This window comes from Aeromonas sp. ASNIH8 (genome assembly GCF_002919855.1).
GTDB lineage: Bacteria > Pseudomonadota > Gammaproteobacteria > Enterobacterales > Aeromonadaceae > Aeromonas > Aeromonas caviae.
The window spans coordinates 51,535-64,510 of the sequence record NZ_PQLN01000014.1 but is presented as its reverse complement, the minus strand read 5'-3'; the positions used below and the strand labels follow the sequence as shown (position 1 = coordinate 64,510).

The 12,976-nt window shown below is 63.1% G+C and carries 14 protein-coding genes, 5 tRNA genes and 1 pseudogene; 16 read left to right on the top strand and 4 right to left on the bottom strand.

The genetic code is table 11. The features are described from left to right. The 5 genes and pseudogenes from tnpA to C3418_RS05875 form a co-directional block, all read left to right on the top strand. Positions 1-192, top strand: a pseudogene (gene tnpA / locus C3418_RS05895) (IS200/IS605-like element ISAs26 family transposase); the annotation flags it as partial. 86 nt (positions 193-278) lie between these two features. Continuing rightward, positions 279-1,448, top strand: coding sequence for a UPF0149 family protein (locus tag C3418_RS05890; protein WP_010674640.1), 1,170 nt, complete (start codon positions 279-281; stop codon positions 1,446-1,448). A gap of 150 nt (positions 1,449-1,598) precedes the next feature. After that, entirely contained in the window at positions 1,599-2,069 is a 471-nt protein-coding gene (locus C3418_RS05885) for a MarR family winged helix-turn-helix transcriptional regulator (RefSeq protein WP_010674639.1), read from the top strand. Then, entirely contained in the window at positions 2,066-2,254 is a 189-nt protein-coding gene (locus tag C3418_RS05880; RefSeq protein ID WP_043155974.1) for a DUF4250 domain-containing protein, read from the top strand. The genes C3418_RS05885 and C3418_RS05880 overlap by 4 nt, the downstream gene beginning before the upstream one ends. A gap of 161 nt (positions 2,255-2,415) precedes the next feature. Beyond that, entirely contained in the window at positions 2,416-2,595 is a 180-nt protein-coding gene (locus C3418_RS05875; RefSeq protein ID WP_010674636.1) for a hypothetical protein, read from the top strand. 91 nt (positions 2,596-2,686) lie between these two features. Here C3418_RS05875 and C3418_RS05870 read toward each other — a convergent pair whose 3' ends face one another. Continuing rightward, positions 2,687-3,274, bottom strand: coding sequence for an FMN-dependent NADH-azoreductase (locus C3418_RS05870; protein WP_010674635.1), 588 nt, complete (start codon positions 3,272-3,274; stop codon positions 2,687-2,689). A 226-nt stretch (positions 3,275-3,500) separates the two neighbouring features. Between C3418_RS05870 and C3418_RS05865 the strand changes: the two genes are divergently transcribed. From C3418_RS05865 to C3418_RS05850, 4 genes are all read left to right on the top strand, one after another. Beyond that, a complete protein-coding gene (locus C3418_RS05865; protein ID WP_041211382.1) occupies positions 3,501-4,391 on the top strand; it encodes a DMT family transporter in 891 nt (296 codons plus the stop codon). 73 nt (positions 4,392-4,464) lie between these two features. After that, complete coding sequence (purT, locus tag C3418_RS05860) at positions 4,465-5,643, top strand: formate-dependent phosphoribosylglycinamide formyltransferase (protein WP_041211381.1); 1,179 nt, start codon at positions 4,465-4,467, stop codon at positions 5,641-5,643. A 128-nt stretch (positions 5,644-5,771) separates the two neighbouring features. Further along, entirely contained in the window at positions 5,772-6,431 is a 660-nt protein-coding gene (hxpB, locus tag C3418_RS05855) for a hexitol phosphatase HxpB (RefSeq protein WP_069785071.1), read from the top strand. Between the two features lie 130 nt (positions 6,432-6,561). Beyond that, positions 6,562-6,765, top strand: a complete 204-nt coding sequence (locus tag C3418_RS05850) for a CPXCG motif-containing cysteine-rich protein (protein ID WP_005336871.1) — start codon at positions 6,562-6,564, stop codon at positions 6,763-6,765. 78 nt (positions 6,766-6,843) lie between these two features. Here the strand turns inward: C3418_RS05850 and C3418_RS05845 are convergent, their stop codons facing one another. Continuing rightward, a complete protein-coding gene (locus C3418_RS05845) occupies positions 6,844-7,134 on the bottom strand; it encodes a YciI family protein (RefSeq protein ID WP_029314482.1) in 291 nt (96 codons plus the stop codon). Positions 7,135-7,236: 102 nt separating this feature from the next. Beyond that, complete coding sequence (locus C3418_RS05840; protein ID WP_010674630.1) at positions 7,237-7,848, bottom strand: riboflavin synthase; 612 nt, start codon at positions 7,846-7,848, stop codon at positions 7,237-7,239. Between the two features lie 133 nt (positions 7,849-7,981). On the opposite strand from C3418_RS05840, the gene C3418_RS05835 reads away from it, so the two are divergent. The 7 genes from C3418_RS05835 to C3418_RS05805 all read left to right on the top strand — a co-directional run bounded on the left by C3418_RS05835 (position 7,982) and on the right by C3418_RS05805 (position 10,402). After that, positions 7,982-8,188 carry a YaeP family protein gene (locus tag C3418_RS05835; RefSeq protein ID WP_010674629.1) on the top strand — a complete coding sequence of 69 codons (207 nt, stop codon included), beginning with the start codon at positions 7,982-7,984 and terminating at the stop codon, positions 8,186-8,188. A gap of 151 nt (positions 8,189-8,339) precedes the next feature. Then, a complete protein-coding gene (locus C3418_RS05830) occupies positions 8,340-9,719 on the top strand; it encodes an MATE family efflux transporter (RefSeq protein ID WP_029314480.1) in 1,380 nt (459 codons plus the stop codon). A 194-nt stretch (positions 9,720-9,913) separates the two neighbouring features. After that, positions 9,914-9,990: transfer RNA gene (locus C3418_RS05825), tRNA-Val, on the top strand. Between the two features lie 11 nt (positions 9,991-10,001). Further along, positions 10,002-10,078: transfer RNA gene (locus C3418_RS05820), tRNA-Val, on the top strand. Between the two features lie 17 nt (positions 10,079-10,095). Further along, a tRNA-Val gene (locus C3418_RS05815) sits at positions 10,096-10,172 on the top strand. Positions 10,173-10,209: 37 nt separating this feature from the next. Beyond that, positions 10,210-10,286 (top strand) — tRNA-Val (locus C3418_RS05810). A 39-nt stretch (positions 10,287-10,325) separates the two neighbouring features. Continuing rightward, positions 10,326-10,402, top strand: a tRNA-Val gene (locus C3418_RS05805). A 140-nt stretch (positions 10,403-10,542) separates the two neighbouring features. Here the strand turns inward: C3418_RS05805 and C3418_RS05800 are convergent. Next, positions 10,543-12,945 carry a DNA polymerase II gene (locus C3418_RS05800; protein ID WP_069785072.1) on the bottom strand — a complete coding sequence of 801 codons (2,403 nt, stop codon included), beginning with the start codon at positions 12,943-12,945 and terminating at the stop codon, positions 10,543-10,545. Positions 12,946-12,976: the final 31 nt, after the last annotated feature.

Genomic DNA, 12,976 nt, shown 5'->3' with positions numbered 1-12,976 from the left:
CCAACAGTGCAGCTATCGGTGCTGGTGAACTCGTTAAAGGCGGTCACATCAAGGCGACTGCGTAATGAATTTCTGGACTTGAGGGGTGCTTACAGCAAACCCGTACTCTGGTCACGCTCTTACTTTGTGGGCTCTTGCGGCGGTGCGCCGTTAGAGGTGATCAAGCAATACATTCAAAACCAGCGGGGCTGACGCCCCGGCGAAATTCCCCTCCCACCTACGTCGGAGGGAGTCCCCTTTCGCATTTAAGATGGATCCAGACCCACAGCCAGCAGGAGATGAGTTACCCCGCCCTGCACGGCTTCCTGTGCGCCCGTCTGGCGGGGCCCGTAGCCCCCGACTGGCAAGATCCGCTGGCCGGCCTGCTGCCTCATGATGCGGCGCTGGACGAGAAGAGTGCCGAGGCGCTGCATCACCTGATCGCCGAGCTGGAAGCCCAGGCCGACGACGCGCAGCTGGCCCTGCCGAGCCAGTGTCGCCTCTCTACCGACAACCCGGAGCAGGTGTTTGACAAGCGCCATCCTCTGGGCCAATGGAGCTATGGCTTCAGTCAGGGGGTAGCCTGCTGGCCGGCGCCGACCGACCTGAACGATCCGGCGACCCGCTATCGCTTCAGCCTGGTGGCCGAGCTCTGCCTGTTTCGCGACAAGCCCATGGCCATGATGCTGCACCAGGCTACGGCCAGCGAGCCCCCCTTCCTCGATTTTTGCAAGCGTCAACGCCAGCAGATGAAGACGGCCCTCAACCTCCTGCTCGGCCAGGATCACTACGAGGCCGAGCCTGAAGAGAGCCCGTCCCTGGACAACGAGCAGACTCGCCAGTGGCAGCAGTGGTTCGAGCTGGCGGCAGAGAGCCGCGATCCCCTCGCTCGCCTTGGCTGGTTCGAGCGCATCATTGCCGATGCCAACCTCCTGTTCGATGAGGCATTCTGGCAAGCCCACGCGGGCCATGGCTGGCAGGTCCCCGAGGCACGCCCTCTGATCGCGGCCAGGGCCGGTCGAGCCGATTGCCTGCTGCGACTTGGGCAGCTTGGGCAGGCACGGGATGAGTACCTGGCCCTGCTCGCCCTCTGTCGCGCCGACGAGCCCGCTTGCCGCCACCCCCTCTCCACCCTCTATGCCTGGCAAGGGGAATGGGATGCCCTGCAACAACTGCTGGTGCGCTTTGATGAAGCCTCCTGCTGGCTGCTTTACAACAAGGCCTTGATGAGCTTTGTCTGCGAAGGGGAAGCGGCGGCGCGCCCTCATCTGGCGGCGGCAATGGAGGTCAATCCCCATGTGCCCGCCACTTTGCTGGGCCAGCGCCGCTTGCCCAAGCAGGAGCCTCGCCGCTGGCAGGGAGGCAGCCGTGACGAGGCGGCGCTCTACGCCTTGCAGAGTCGCGAGGCCTGGCTGACCCACAACGCCTTGATATGGCTGCGAAAGAGTGCGGGCAAGCAGGCCAGTTGAGACCCCAATTGCCGATTCGATGACAGAACACGTGCGCAAACGCACATTTTTCTGGTGACTGGTCAGACAAATGCCCCTGTGTTACGTATCATCAAGGCCAAAGTATCAAGAGAAACTGCACCCGATGCAGCCGCCACAGCAGGATGTCATATGTCGAAGATCATTGAGCTGCTCGCGCACTACCCTCCTTATCAGCTGGTTCACGCCGCTGAGATGGTGCGCGATACCTTTGAACAGTTTTATCAGCAGCGGTACCAACTCACCGTGCCCCAGTGGCGCCTGATGATGGTGCTCGGCCCCCACTACCCCATCAGCCAGAAGGAACTGGTGGAGGCGAGCGGCATGGACAAGGTACGGATCTCCCGCGAGATCCATCGTCTGGTGGAGAAAGGCATCCTGTTCACCGAGAACAGCGTGCAGGACAAGCGCATCAGCCTGGTCTCCTTCACCCCGGCGGGGCTCACCCTGTTCCAGCAGCTCAAGACGGAGGCGGGAAGCTGGCAGCACACCCTCACCGACTATCTGCCGGCCGAGGCGCGCCAGAGCATTCGCCTGCACCTGCAGAGCGTCAGCGATGCCATCGAACAACTTCACCTGCTGGACAACGAGCAACCCTCATGAAGCTGAACAACTTTGCCACCATGGATGTCAACATGCTGCTGAGCCTGGTCAACATGCAGCTGCGTGATCACTACGAGGATCTCGATGATCTTTGCCGGGCGCAGGATCTCGACAAGGAGGCCCTGGTCGCCAGGCTGGCCAGCGGCGATTTCCACTATCAGGAAGATCAGAAGCAGTTCAGATAGGGATCCGGATCACAACCCGACCCATGCCGCTGGCTCCGTCGGCAAAAGCTGCTAAGGTGGTGGCTACCCGGTCAGTTGATGTTCGCAAGAGGTATGGATACATCTTGTTGTCACAGACCGCGGTTAGCCTCTTGTTCACCACCCGCAGCCAAGGATGACCCATGATGCGCCTCATTCGACCAACCAGCCTGATCACCCTCTGCACATTGCTGGTGATCAGCCTCTTCCTCCCCCAGGTCCCCAACAGCGCCGAGCAGTGGCTCACCACCCTGCTGCTGGCCTCCCTCGTGGCGGTCTTTCTGATGGTCGGCAGCGGCTGCCGCCACTTCCTGCGCGAATAACGACGCCAGAGCGCGATGACTGCCCAAAAACAACAACGCAGCCCGAGGGCTGCGTTGTTGTTTCAGGATACTGGGGAGGCCCCGAGTCGCATCAGTAAGCCAGGGTTTCCAGCTGCTCCTTGGCCTGCTCAATCCCCTTGGCTTGCGCCTCCGGACCCATGCCCATGCCTTCGGCATAGATGAAGTCCACTTCGGTGATGCCGATGAAGCCCAGCACGGTACGCATGTAGGGGGTCACCAGGTCGGTGGCATTGCCCACGTGCATGCCGCCACGGGGGCTGACCACCAGGGCGCGGGTGTTCTCCACCAGGCCGACCGGACCGGTCTCGGTGTAACGGAAGGTCACGCCGGCACGGGCCACCAGATCGATCCAGTTTTTCAGCTGGGTCGGGATGTTGAAGTTGTACATGGGGGCCGCGATGATCACCAGATCGCTCGCCTTGAGCTCGGCGACCAGCTCGTCGGACTGGGCCAGCACCGCTTGCTGACGCTCGTTCAGGTTCTCGCCACCACGCAGGCCCATGGCCAGCTCGCCGTCCAGCACCGGCAGGTTCAGGGTCGCCAGATCGCGTACCTGGATGGTGTCACCCTGGCGCTCGGCCAGGTAGCCGTCGATCAGGGCGTTGGATTGGGAATACTGGCCCAGGATGCTGGACTTCAGAACGAGGATATTGGCCATGGTGAAACTCCATTTGATTGTCAATTGAACAGCCAGGCTGTCGATGGAGGTCACTATAAAGACTGGCATTAAAGCCTGATAGCGAAAATAGATGCTCAAGTCATTCAAAAAATTTGATGTCTGTGCATTTCCTCGGCAGAGAGGGGCTCATCAAACTCCGCACCCTTGGCATGACAAACGATTGCCGTTATGATCCGCCGCACTTTTTGTACGTGATCCGGATCTCATGACCTCCTCCCGCAGGCATTCCCCCTTTGCCGGCGCCGTCTGGATGATGGTGGCAGGCCTCTGCTTCGCCGCAGTCAACAGCCTGAGCCAGTATGTCAGCTTCACGCTCGGCCTCCCCTCGACCCAGGTCGCCTTTCACCAATATCTGATAGCCCTGGTCTGCCTGCTGCCCTGGCTGGTGCGCCACGGTCTGCGCCAGTCCCTGATGACGAACCAGCTGCGCCTGCACCTGCTGCGGGTCGCCCTGGCGGTGACCGGCATCCAGTTTTGGCTCTGGGCCCTGGCGGTCCCCGTCCCCATCTGGCAGGGGATCGCGCTCTTGATGACCTCCCCCCTGTTTGCCACCCTGGGATCAGCCCTCTTTCTCAAAGAGCAGGTGAGCCGGGCCCGCATCCTGGCCACCCTGGCCGGCTTTGTCGGCGCCATGCTGATCCTGGCCCCCTGGACCGACGACTTCACCCTGGCCTCCCTGCTGCCGGTGGCGGCCGCCCTCTTCTGGGCAGGCTACTCCTTGCTGGTGCGCTATCAGGCGGCCAGCGAGTCGTCCCACACCATCGTCGTCTACCTGCTCGTCTTCAGCACCCCGTTCAACGCCATGCTGGCGATCCCTGAATGGCAGTGGCCGAGCGAAACCCAGTGGCTGCTGGTGGCCGCCTCGGGCGTACTGTCGGCACTGGCCCAGATGTCCATCGCCCGCGCCTACAGCGTGGCGGAGGCCTCCTTCGTGCAACCTTTTGATTTTGCCAAGCTGCCCATGAACGTGCTGGCCGGCTGGCTGGTATTTGGCTGGGCGCCCCCCGGTCGCTTGTGGCTGGGGGCGGCCATCATCATCGGCGCCATCACCCTGCTCACCCATCTGGAGCAGCGCGCCCACCCACCCACTTCCTGAGGTACGCCATGCGTGCCTCTTTTTTTGCTCACCCGGATCAGCCCTGCTGACCACCGACCTCAGGAGAGATCAGATGTTTGGAACCGCCACCCGCCCCACTGCGACCCGCGCCCTGCTGCTGGGATCAGGCGAACTCGGCAAGGAGGTCGCCATCGAGCTGCAGCGGCTCGGTATCGAGGTGATCGCCGCCGACCGCTATGCCAACGCCCCCGCCATGCAGGTGGCCCACCAGGCCCGCGTGCTGGACATGCTGGATGGTGCCGCCCTGCGCGCCCTGGTGGCCGAGGTCAAGCCCGACCTCATCATCCCCGAGATTGAAGCCATCGCCACCGACACCCTGGCCGCCCTCGAGCAGGAAGGGGTCAAGGTGGTGCCCAATGCCCGCGCCACCCAGCTCACCATGAACCGGGAGGGGATCCGTCGCCTCGCCGCCGAAACCCTGGGGCTGCCCACCTCTGCCTACCGCTTTGCCCAGAGCAAGGAGGAGTTTGTGGCCGCCGTCGAGGCCATCGGCCTCCCCTGCGTGGTCAAACCGGTGATGAGCTCCTCCGGCAAGGGGCAGAGCCTGCTGCGCGATCTCGCCAGGCTGGATGAAAGCTGGACCTATGCCCAGGAGGGGGGCCGTGCCGGTCGTGGCAAGGTCATTGTCGAAGGCTTCGTTCCTTTCGAGTACGAGATCACCCTGCTCACGGTGCGCGCCGTCGATGGCATCCACTTCTGCGAGCCTATCGGCCATCGTCAGGAGGATGGCGACTACCGCGAATCCTGGCAGCCCCAGGCCATGAGCGAGCTGGCCCTGGCCCGCTCCAAGGAGGTGGCGGCCAAGGTGGTCGAAGCCCTTGGCGGCTATGGTCTGTTCGGGGTCGAGCTCTTCATCAGGGGCGACGAGGTGTGGTTCAGCGAAGTCTCCCCCCGCCCCCACGACACCGGCATGGTGACCCTGATCTCCCAGGATCTCTCCGAGTTCGCCCTGCACGTGCGCGCCATCCTGGGGCTGCCCGTCGGCACCATCACCCAGTACGGTCCGAGCGCCTCTGCCGTGGTGCTGCGGGAAGGCCACAGCCAGGATATCCGCTATCAGGGGATTGGCGAGGCACTGGCCCTGGTGCCGGGTGCCCAGTTGCGTCTCTTTGGCAAGCCGGAGATCGCCGGTCGTCGTCGCCTCGGGGTGGCGCTCGCCCGTGGGCAGGATTGCCAGGAAGCCGTGGAGCAGGCCAAGACGGTGGCAGCCCGGGTAGAAGTACTGTTCTAGGCAATCCGCTTTACCACGCAAAAACAAACGTTTATCTGCGTGATCCGGCGCAAGGGGCAGGTGACTGCCCCTTTCCCATTGAAGCACCAGGCTTATAATCCCCCCTTCACCTATGTCAGGAGTACAAGATGTTAACTGCCGTGATCTTCGATATGGATGGTGTTCTGATCGACTCGGAACCCTTCTGGCAACGGGCACAGATGGCCGTCTTCGCCGAACTGGGCCACTTCCACACCGAGGAGGACTGCAACTCCACCATAGGGGTGCGCATCGATCAGCTGGTGGCCCACTGGTACCGGATCCGCCCCTGGAGCAGCCCCAGCCAGGAAGAGGTGGTACAGCGCATTCTGGATCAGGTGATCGCGCTCATCCTGCAAGAGGGGCAGCCCAAGGCCGGGGTGCTGGAAGCCCTCGACCTCATCGAGGCCCAAGGGCTCAAGATCGGGCTCGCCACCTCCTCCCCGTTTGCCATGGTCGAGGCGGTGCTCGGCAAACTCGGCATCCAGGACCGTTTCATGGCGGTCCACTCCGCCGAGGTGGAGCGCTTTGGCAAACCCCACCCGGATGTCTATATCCACGCCGCCGAGAAGCTCGGCGTCGAGCCTGTGCACTGTCTCGCCATCGAGGACAGCTTCACCGGCCTGCTGGCGGCCAAGGCAGCCTCCATGACGGCGCTGATCGTGCCGGACCCGGCGCTGGTCGGCGATCCCCGTCTGGCCATCGCCAACCACGAGCTGCGCTCTCTTGCCGAGCTGAACGCAGAGATGCTGGCCGACTGGGTCAAGTAGGCAACACGGACTGACCTCCTGCCTCCCTTGAGCCCGCTCATAAACGTGCGCTTGCTCGCGGTTGCGCCGCCTTGTGGCGACTAGAATCAGCAGGAGCACAGAGACGGCCCACGGGCCCGAGGAGGTCACCATGATCGAATACACCAGCAAGCGTATCGTCTGCCCCCACTGCGGCCACCACACCCGGGTCGAGCTGGATGCCAGCCAGGGGGATCAGGAGTTCTACGAAGATTGCATGGCCTGCTGCAACCCCATCCACCTGCGGCTGCACCGGGATGAAGCCCGCGACTGCCTGCAACTCTTCGTGGATGCCGACGACGAGCAGCTGTTCTGAATTCCCCTGTCCAGACACAGATAAAAACAAACGGGACCCTATGGGTCCCGTTTGTTCTGGTGCCATCGTCAGGCTGGATCACGCTTCCCTCAAGCACGCCGCCTTCGCCGACGTCATGGTCGGAACAAACTCCACCACCTGATAATCGGCCGCCTCTGCCTGCTTGAAGGGATCCTCTGCCAGCATCGCCTCCAGGGCGTCTCGGCTCACGCCCTGCGCCAGTATGACGCCCCCGACTCGGGGTACCCGACGCCCGGACGCCAAAAAATGGCCTGCGGCATATTGCCGCTCCAGCCACGCAATGTGGGCCGGGATCAGGGCATCGATCTCCGCCAGCGGTTTCACATAGGTCAATGTCACGACAAACATAGAGAAGTCTCCAAGGCTCTGGGGCGGCGCCTCTTCCACAAGAGGGCGCCTTTCCCGTGATGCCGCCCTCCTCTTCGAACCCTGGGGGCAGCGCTCAGGTGGTTACTGGCGCGCCGCCAGCACCCGCTCCACCGTGTCGACGATGGCCTGGGTCTGGGGGTCAATCTCGATGTTGGTCTGCCAGCCGGCCTTGACCCAGCCCAGGTTGGTCCGGGCCAGGGTCTCGGGGATCAGATTGACGCAGAACTCCCTGGCGCGCACCTCGCCCACGGTGAGGCTGATGCCGTCGATGCCGATGTAGCCCTTGGTCAGCACGTACTTCATGAGCGCAGGATCGAGGCGATACCACACCTGGCGGTTGTTGGGGGTGTCGATGACCGAGGTCACCTCGGCCGTCCCCATGATGTGGCCGGACATGGCGTGACCGCCAATCTCGTCCCCAAAGCGGGCGGCCCGCTCCACGTTGACCTTGTCACCCACCACCAGTTGCCCAAGGTTGGTGAGGCGCAGAGTCTCCTGCATCAGATCGAAGCTGACCAGATCCCCCTCCACCCGGGTGACGGTCAGGCAGCAGCCGTTGTGGGCCACCGAGGCCCCCAGGGCCAGCCCCTCGCCCCAGGCCGGGCTCGGCATGCGGATCACGTGGGTGCGAAAATTGGGCAGTGAATCGATGGCCACCAGTTCGGCGGTCCCTTGTACGATGCCGGTGAACATGAGTCTCTCCAGGCTGTGAAAATTGTCGGCAGGTTACCCCCGGCCACCTTGCAAGACAAGGGTGCCGGCTGACAAGGAGAAGCGCGATCGCTATAGTGACCCCAATCAATCCAGACTGAACGAGGAAACAAAAATGCAGGTATATCAATGCTGTGAAGCCATTCGCATCGCCTACAACCAGATTGGCTCCGGTGAGCAGGGTTATGTGCCCCAGGCCATTGCCGCCAGCATACGGGCGCTCAACGCCGTGGCCTCCGACGAGCGGGTACCGGCGGATCTGCGCGAGCAGGCGGCCTATGCCGCGGCCAACCTGCTGATCAGCGATCACGAAGACGCCTGATCCCGGCTACAAATCTGCCGCCGACCTTCCCCGTTGGCGGTTTTTCAGGCTAGAATGACACCCCCGCATTTTGTCTCCTCAGGACGAGGAGGCAAAAGCCTATCTCTCTTGCCCGCTCTTTCTCTTTTATCTGATCCACTCGGAGGTGTCAGTGCAACGTTATTGGTCCGAGGCGAAGCAGCTCGTTCGTCTAGCCAGCCCCATTCTGGTCGCCCAGGTGGCCCAGATCGCCATGAACTTCGTCGATACCGTGATGGCGGGACAGGTGAGCGCCGTGGATCTTGCCGCCGTGTCGGTGGCGTCCAGCTTCTGGCTGCCGATCATCTTGCTGGTGCAGGGCATCATCATGGCCCTCACCCCCATCGTTTCCCAGCTCAACGGCGCCCGCAAGCAGGACGAGGTGCGCCCCGCCGTGCACCAGGGCTTCTGGCTCGCCCTCATCGTCACGCCCATCGCCATGGTGGCACTCTACTTCAGCCCCCTGGCACTGCAGTTCATGGATGTGGATCCCGTCATGGCGGCCAAGACTGCCGGCTACCTGCACGCCATCCTGTGGGGCCTGCCCGCCTTCGTGATGTTCCAGGTGCTGCGCAACTTCAGTGAGGGGCTCTCCCACACCATGCCGACCATGGTGATCGGGTTCGTGGGGCTCGCGGTCAACATCCCCGCCAACTACATCTTCATTCACGGCCACTTCGGCATGCCGAAACTCGGCGGCGTCGGCTGCGGCGTGGCCACTGCCATCGTGCTCTGGGCCATGCTGCTGGCGATGATCGTCTATGTGAAGTGCTCTGCCCACTTCAAGCGCATCAACCTGTTCGCCCAGCTGGCACGCCCCAACGGCAGCCGGATCTGGCGCCTGTTTCGCCTGGGGTTTCCCATCGCCATGGCCATCTTCTGCGAGGTGACCCTGTTTACCGTGGTGGCCCTGATGCTGGCCCCCTTCGGTGCGGAGACGGTGGCGAGTCACCAGATTGCGCTCAACTTCTCCAGCCTGGTCTTCATGCTGCCCCTCTCCATCGGTGTCGGCGTGACCATCCGGGTCGGTCACAACATAGGGGAAGGTCAACCGGATCAGGCCAGGGTCGCCGCCCGCACCGGCCTGATGCTGGGCATGGGAGTCGCCGCCGCGACCGCCGCCCTCACCGTGCTGCTGCGCGACCCCATCGCGGGGATCTACACCGACGACCTGCAGGTGATCGGCCTCGCCGCCACCCTGCTCTTCTTCGCCGCCATCTACCAGATCTCCGATTCGGTACAGGTGGTGGCCGCGGCGGCCCTGCGCGGTTACAAGGATACCCAGGCCATCTTCTACGTCACCATCGTCGCCTATTGGGGGCTGGGTCTGCCCACCGGCATGATCCTGGGGCTGACCGACTGGGTGGTACCGCGCATGGGCCCGCAGGGCTTCTGGATAGGCTTCATCGTCGGTCTCACCTCCGCCGCCCTGATGCTGGGCGCGCGGCTGCGCGTCATCTACGGCCGCTTCGCCAGCCCCGCAGCCTGCACAGCCCTCTCCCGGGCGCAATAGGGCGCGGCCAGGGGCACGGGGAGCCGCACTTTTGGGACGGCTCGCCTGTAAAATCAACAGGCTGCACAAGAACTGGGCAAACAGTCTCCTTTGTGCATGTCCCTTGTTGACAGCCTTGGGGGCCATGGGTAGTATGCCGACCACGCCAGCAGTGCTGGCGGGATAAAACGGGTCTTCAGTCCGGTTTATGAAGTGGGTTTATAGCTCAGTTGGTTAGAGCACTACCTTGACATGGTAGGGGTCGTTGGTTCGAATCCAATTAAACCCACCACTTTTCGTGATGCGTCCTTAGCTCAGCTGGTTAGAGCACCACCTTGACATGGTGGGGGTCGGTGGTTCGAATCCACTAGGACGCACCATCACGAAACCCTGTTATGCGTCCTTAGCTCAGCTGGTTAGAGCATCACCTTGACATGGTGGGGGTCGGTGGTTCGAATCCACTAGGACGCACCATAACAGTTTGAATAAATTGCAGATATGAATTTGATGTGGGTTTATAGCTCAGTTGGTTAGAGCACTACCTTGACATGGTAGGGGTCGTTGGTTCGAATCCAATTAAACCCACCACTCCCCTGCAATGACACACAAAGTCGCTTTGCGCACCCTGCGTCCTTAGCTCAGCTGGTTAGAGCATCACCTTGACATGGTGGGGGTCGGTGGTTCGAATCCACTAGGACGCACCAGATTTGAAAAGCCCGCTTGATAGCGGGCTTTTTGCATTGGTCGGCTCAGACCCCCGCTCTCCCCCGTCATCTGTCTCCTGTCCCCTCTGGCCCGCGGGCCGCCATTGTCGTGCCATGGCCGCCGCGTTTACCTCGCTTCGTCAGAAGAGATCGAGCTGCTGACCGCAGATCCGCTCGAACGACTCCCCCACAAAGGGAAGGATGGCGTCGGCGATGGGCCTGAGCTGCTTGTCGATGTAGTGCTCGTAGTCGACGGCGCTGCGCCGGTACTCCAAAGGCTCGGGGCCGTTCAGGGTCATCAGGTAGGCGATGGTGCCCCTGTGCTGATAGCGCTGGGGCAGGCCGCGGCGCAGGTTCTCCTCATCCGCCAGGCGCGCGGCCCGCACATGGGGCGGCACGTTCTTCTGATACTCCTCGAGTTTCTGGCGCAGCCGCTTGCGGTAGATGAGCAGATCGTCGTGACGGCCCGCCCGGGTCTCGTCCACCATGGTGCGCACATAGCTGCTGGGATCCTGGTCGTGGAACACCATTTCGTAGAGCCGGGTCTGGAATGCCTTGGCAAGGGGGGTCCAGTCGGTGCGCACCGTCTCCAGCCCCTTGAACACCAGGTGCTCCCCTTCCCCTTCGCCCACCAGTCCCGCATAGCGTTTCTTGCTCCCCTTCTCCAGCCCGCGAATGGTGGGCATCAGGAAACGGCGGTAGTGGGTCTCGTACTGGATCTCCAGATGGCTCGGCAGGTCGAACTCCCGCCTGATCAGCGCGTCCCAGTTGTCGTTGATCATCTTCGCCAGTCGCTGGCCAATCTCGTCCGCCTGTTCGAGACGGATATCGCTCCCCAGGTGCACGAAGGTGGAGTCGGTATCCCCATAGATCACCTCGAACCCTTCTGCCTCTATCCATTCCCGGGTCTGCTGCATGATGCCGTGGCCTCGCAAGGTGATGGAGGAGGCGAGCCTCGGGTCGTAGAAGCGGCAACCCCCCGACCCCAGCACCCCGTAGAAGGAGTTCATGATGATCTTGATGGCCTGGGAGAGGGCCTTGTTACTGGCAGCCTTGGCCCGATCCCGCGCCGCCCACAGGGTGGCGATGAGATCCGGCAGGAAGTGGCGGGTTCGGGAGAACAGGGCGCCGCGAAAGCCTGGAATGGCGTTATCCGGGTGTTTGAGCCCCTCCACCAGCCCCATGGGGTCGATGCAGAAGGTGCGGATGATGCTGGGATAGAGGCTCTTGAAATCGAGCACCAGCACGTGGCGATAGAGCCCCGGCTTGGAGTCCATCACATAGCCGCCGGGGCTTGCGAGCCCGCCGTCTGCCGGCAGGTTGGGCGCCACATAGCCACCGCGGTGCAGCCGTGGCAGATAGAGGTTGGTGAACGCCGCCACCGACCCGCCCACCCGGTCGAGCTCAAGACCGGTGAGGGAGGCGCGCTCGATGGCGAAGGGGATGAGGTGGCAGAAATCGAAGATCTCCCACACCAGCCTGCAATCTTCCAGGTTGTAGCGGGCCAGCGCCTCCTTGTCGGAGTGGAACAGTTCGGTGATCTTCTCCCCCCGGTTGGCCACGTCCTCGATGTCCTTGCCCCGCCCGAGCAGCTCGCTCGCCACCGCATCCAGGCTGTAGCTCGGGAACTGCCAGGTGGCGCTCTTGAGGGTATCGATGCCGTCCAGCACCATGCGCCCCGGGATGATGACGTTGCCGCTCTGGGGGTCGTTTCGGGACGAGCGCCAGAAGCAGAGCTCCCGCCCGCGCCCGAGCCGCAGCCGCCGCTTGTGGAGTTCGGCGCGGCGCAGCAGCAGGCGAAAGTCGAAATTCACCACGTTCCAGCCGATGACGAGATCGGGATCGTGCAGGCTGAACCAGCCCTCCAGGGCAGCGAGCAGGGCGGGCTCGTCCGCCACCCACTCGACGGGGGTCTCCCAGTCCTGCGAGTCCGGCTCCGGGGCACCAATCATGATGACCCGCGCGTCCTCTTCGCTATGGAGCCCCACCGAGAAGAGGGTGCCATCCATGGCGCACTCCACGTCCAGGGAGACCCAGGAGAGGGTCGGCGTCACCGCCTGCGGCGCACAGCGCGCCTCGTTTACCTCCCAGTAACCCTGCCTGCCCCCCTTTCGCCTCGCCTTGCCGTCAAAGCGCATCCCGGCGGTGATGAAGCGCTCCATGAGAAAGCGCTCGGGCAGGCGGATATCCGCCTCGAAGTGCTCCAATCCGCGGATGAGCAGCAGCTCGATGGCGCGGTGAAAGGCGCTCAGGGTGGCAAAGTAGCAGCCCACCACCCGGCTCCCCTCGAAGGTGTGCATGGGGAGGCGGCGAAAACGCCCCCTCACCCCAGCCCCCTTGAAGAGCTCGGCCGCCTCCTCCAGGTGGCGTTCCGGCAGGAAGAAGACCGGCTCCTGCCCCGGCACCACCACCCGTACCGGTCCCTGTGCGCTCCAGAGCCACATCACGATCTCGGTACGCCCCTGCACATCCCGACCATGGCGGGTCAGGATGAAGCCGTCGAGCGGCGGGGTCACGGGAGGAAGGGGCTGGATGTCGGTCATGCAGGTGGTCGGGCTCAAGAGTGGGATGGGA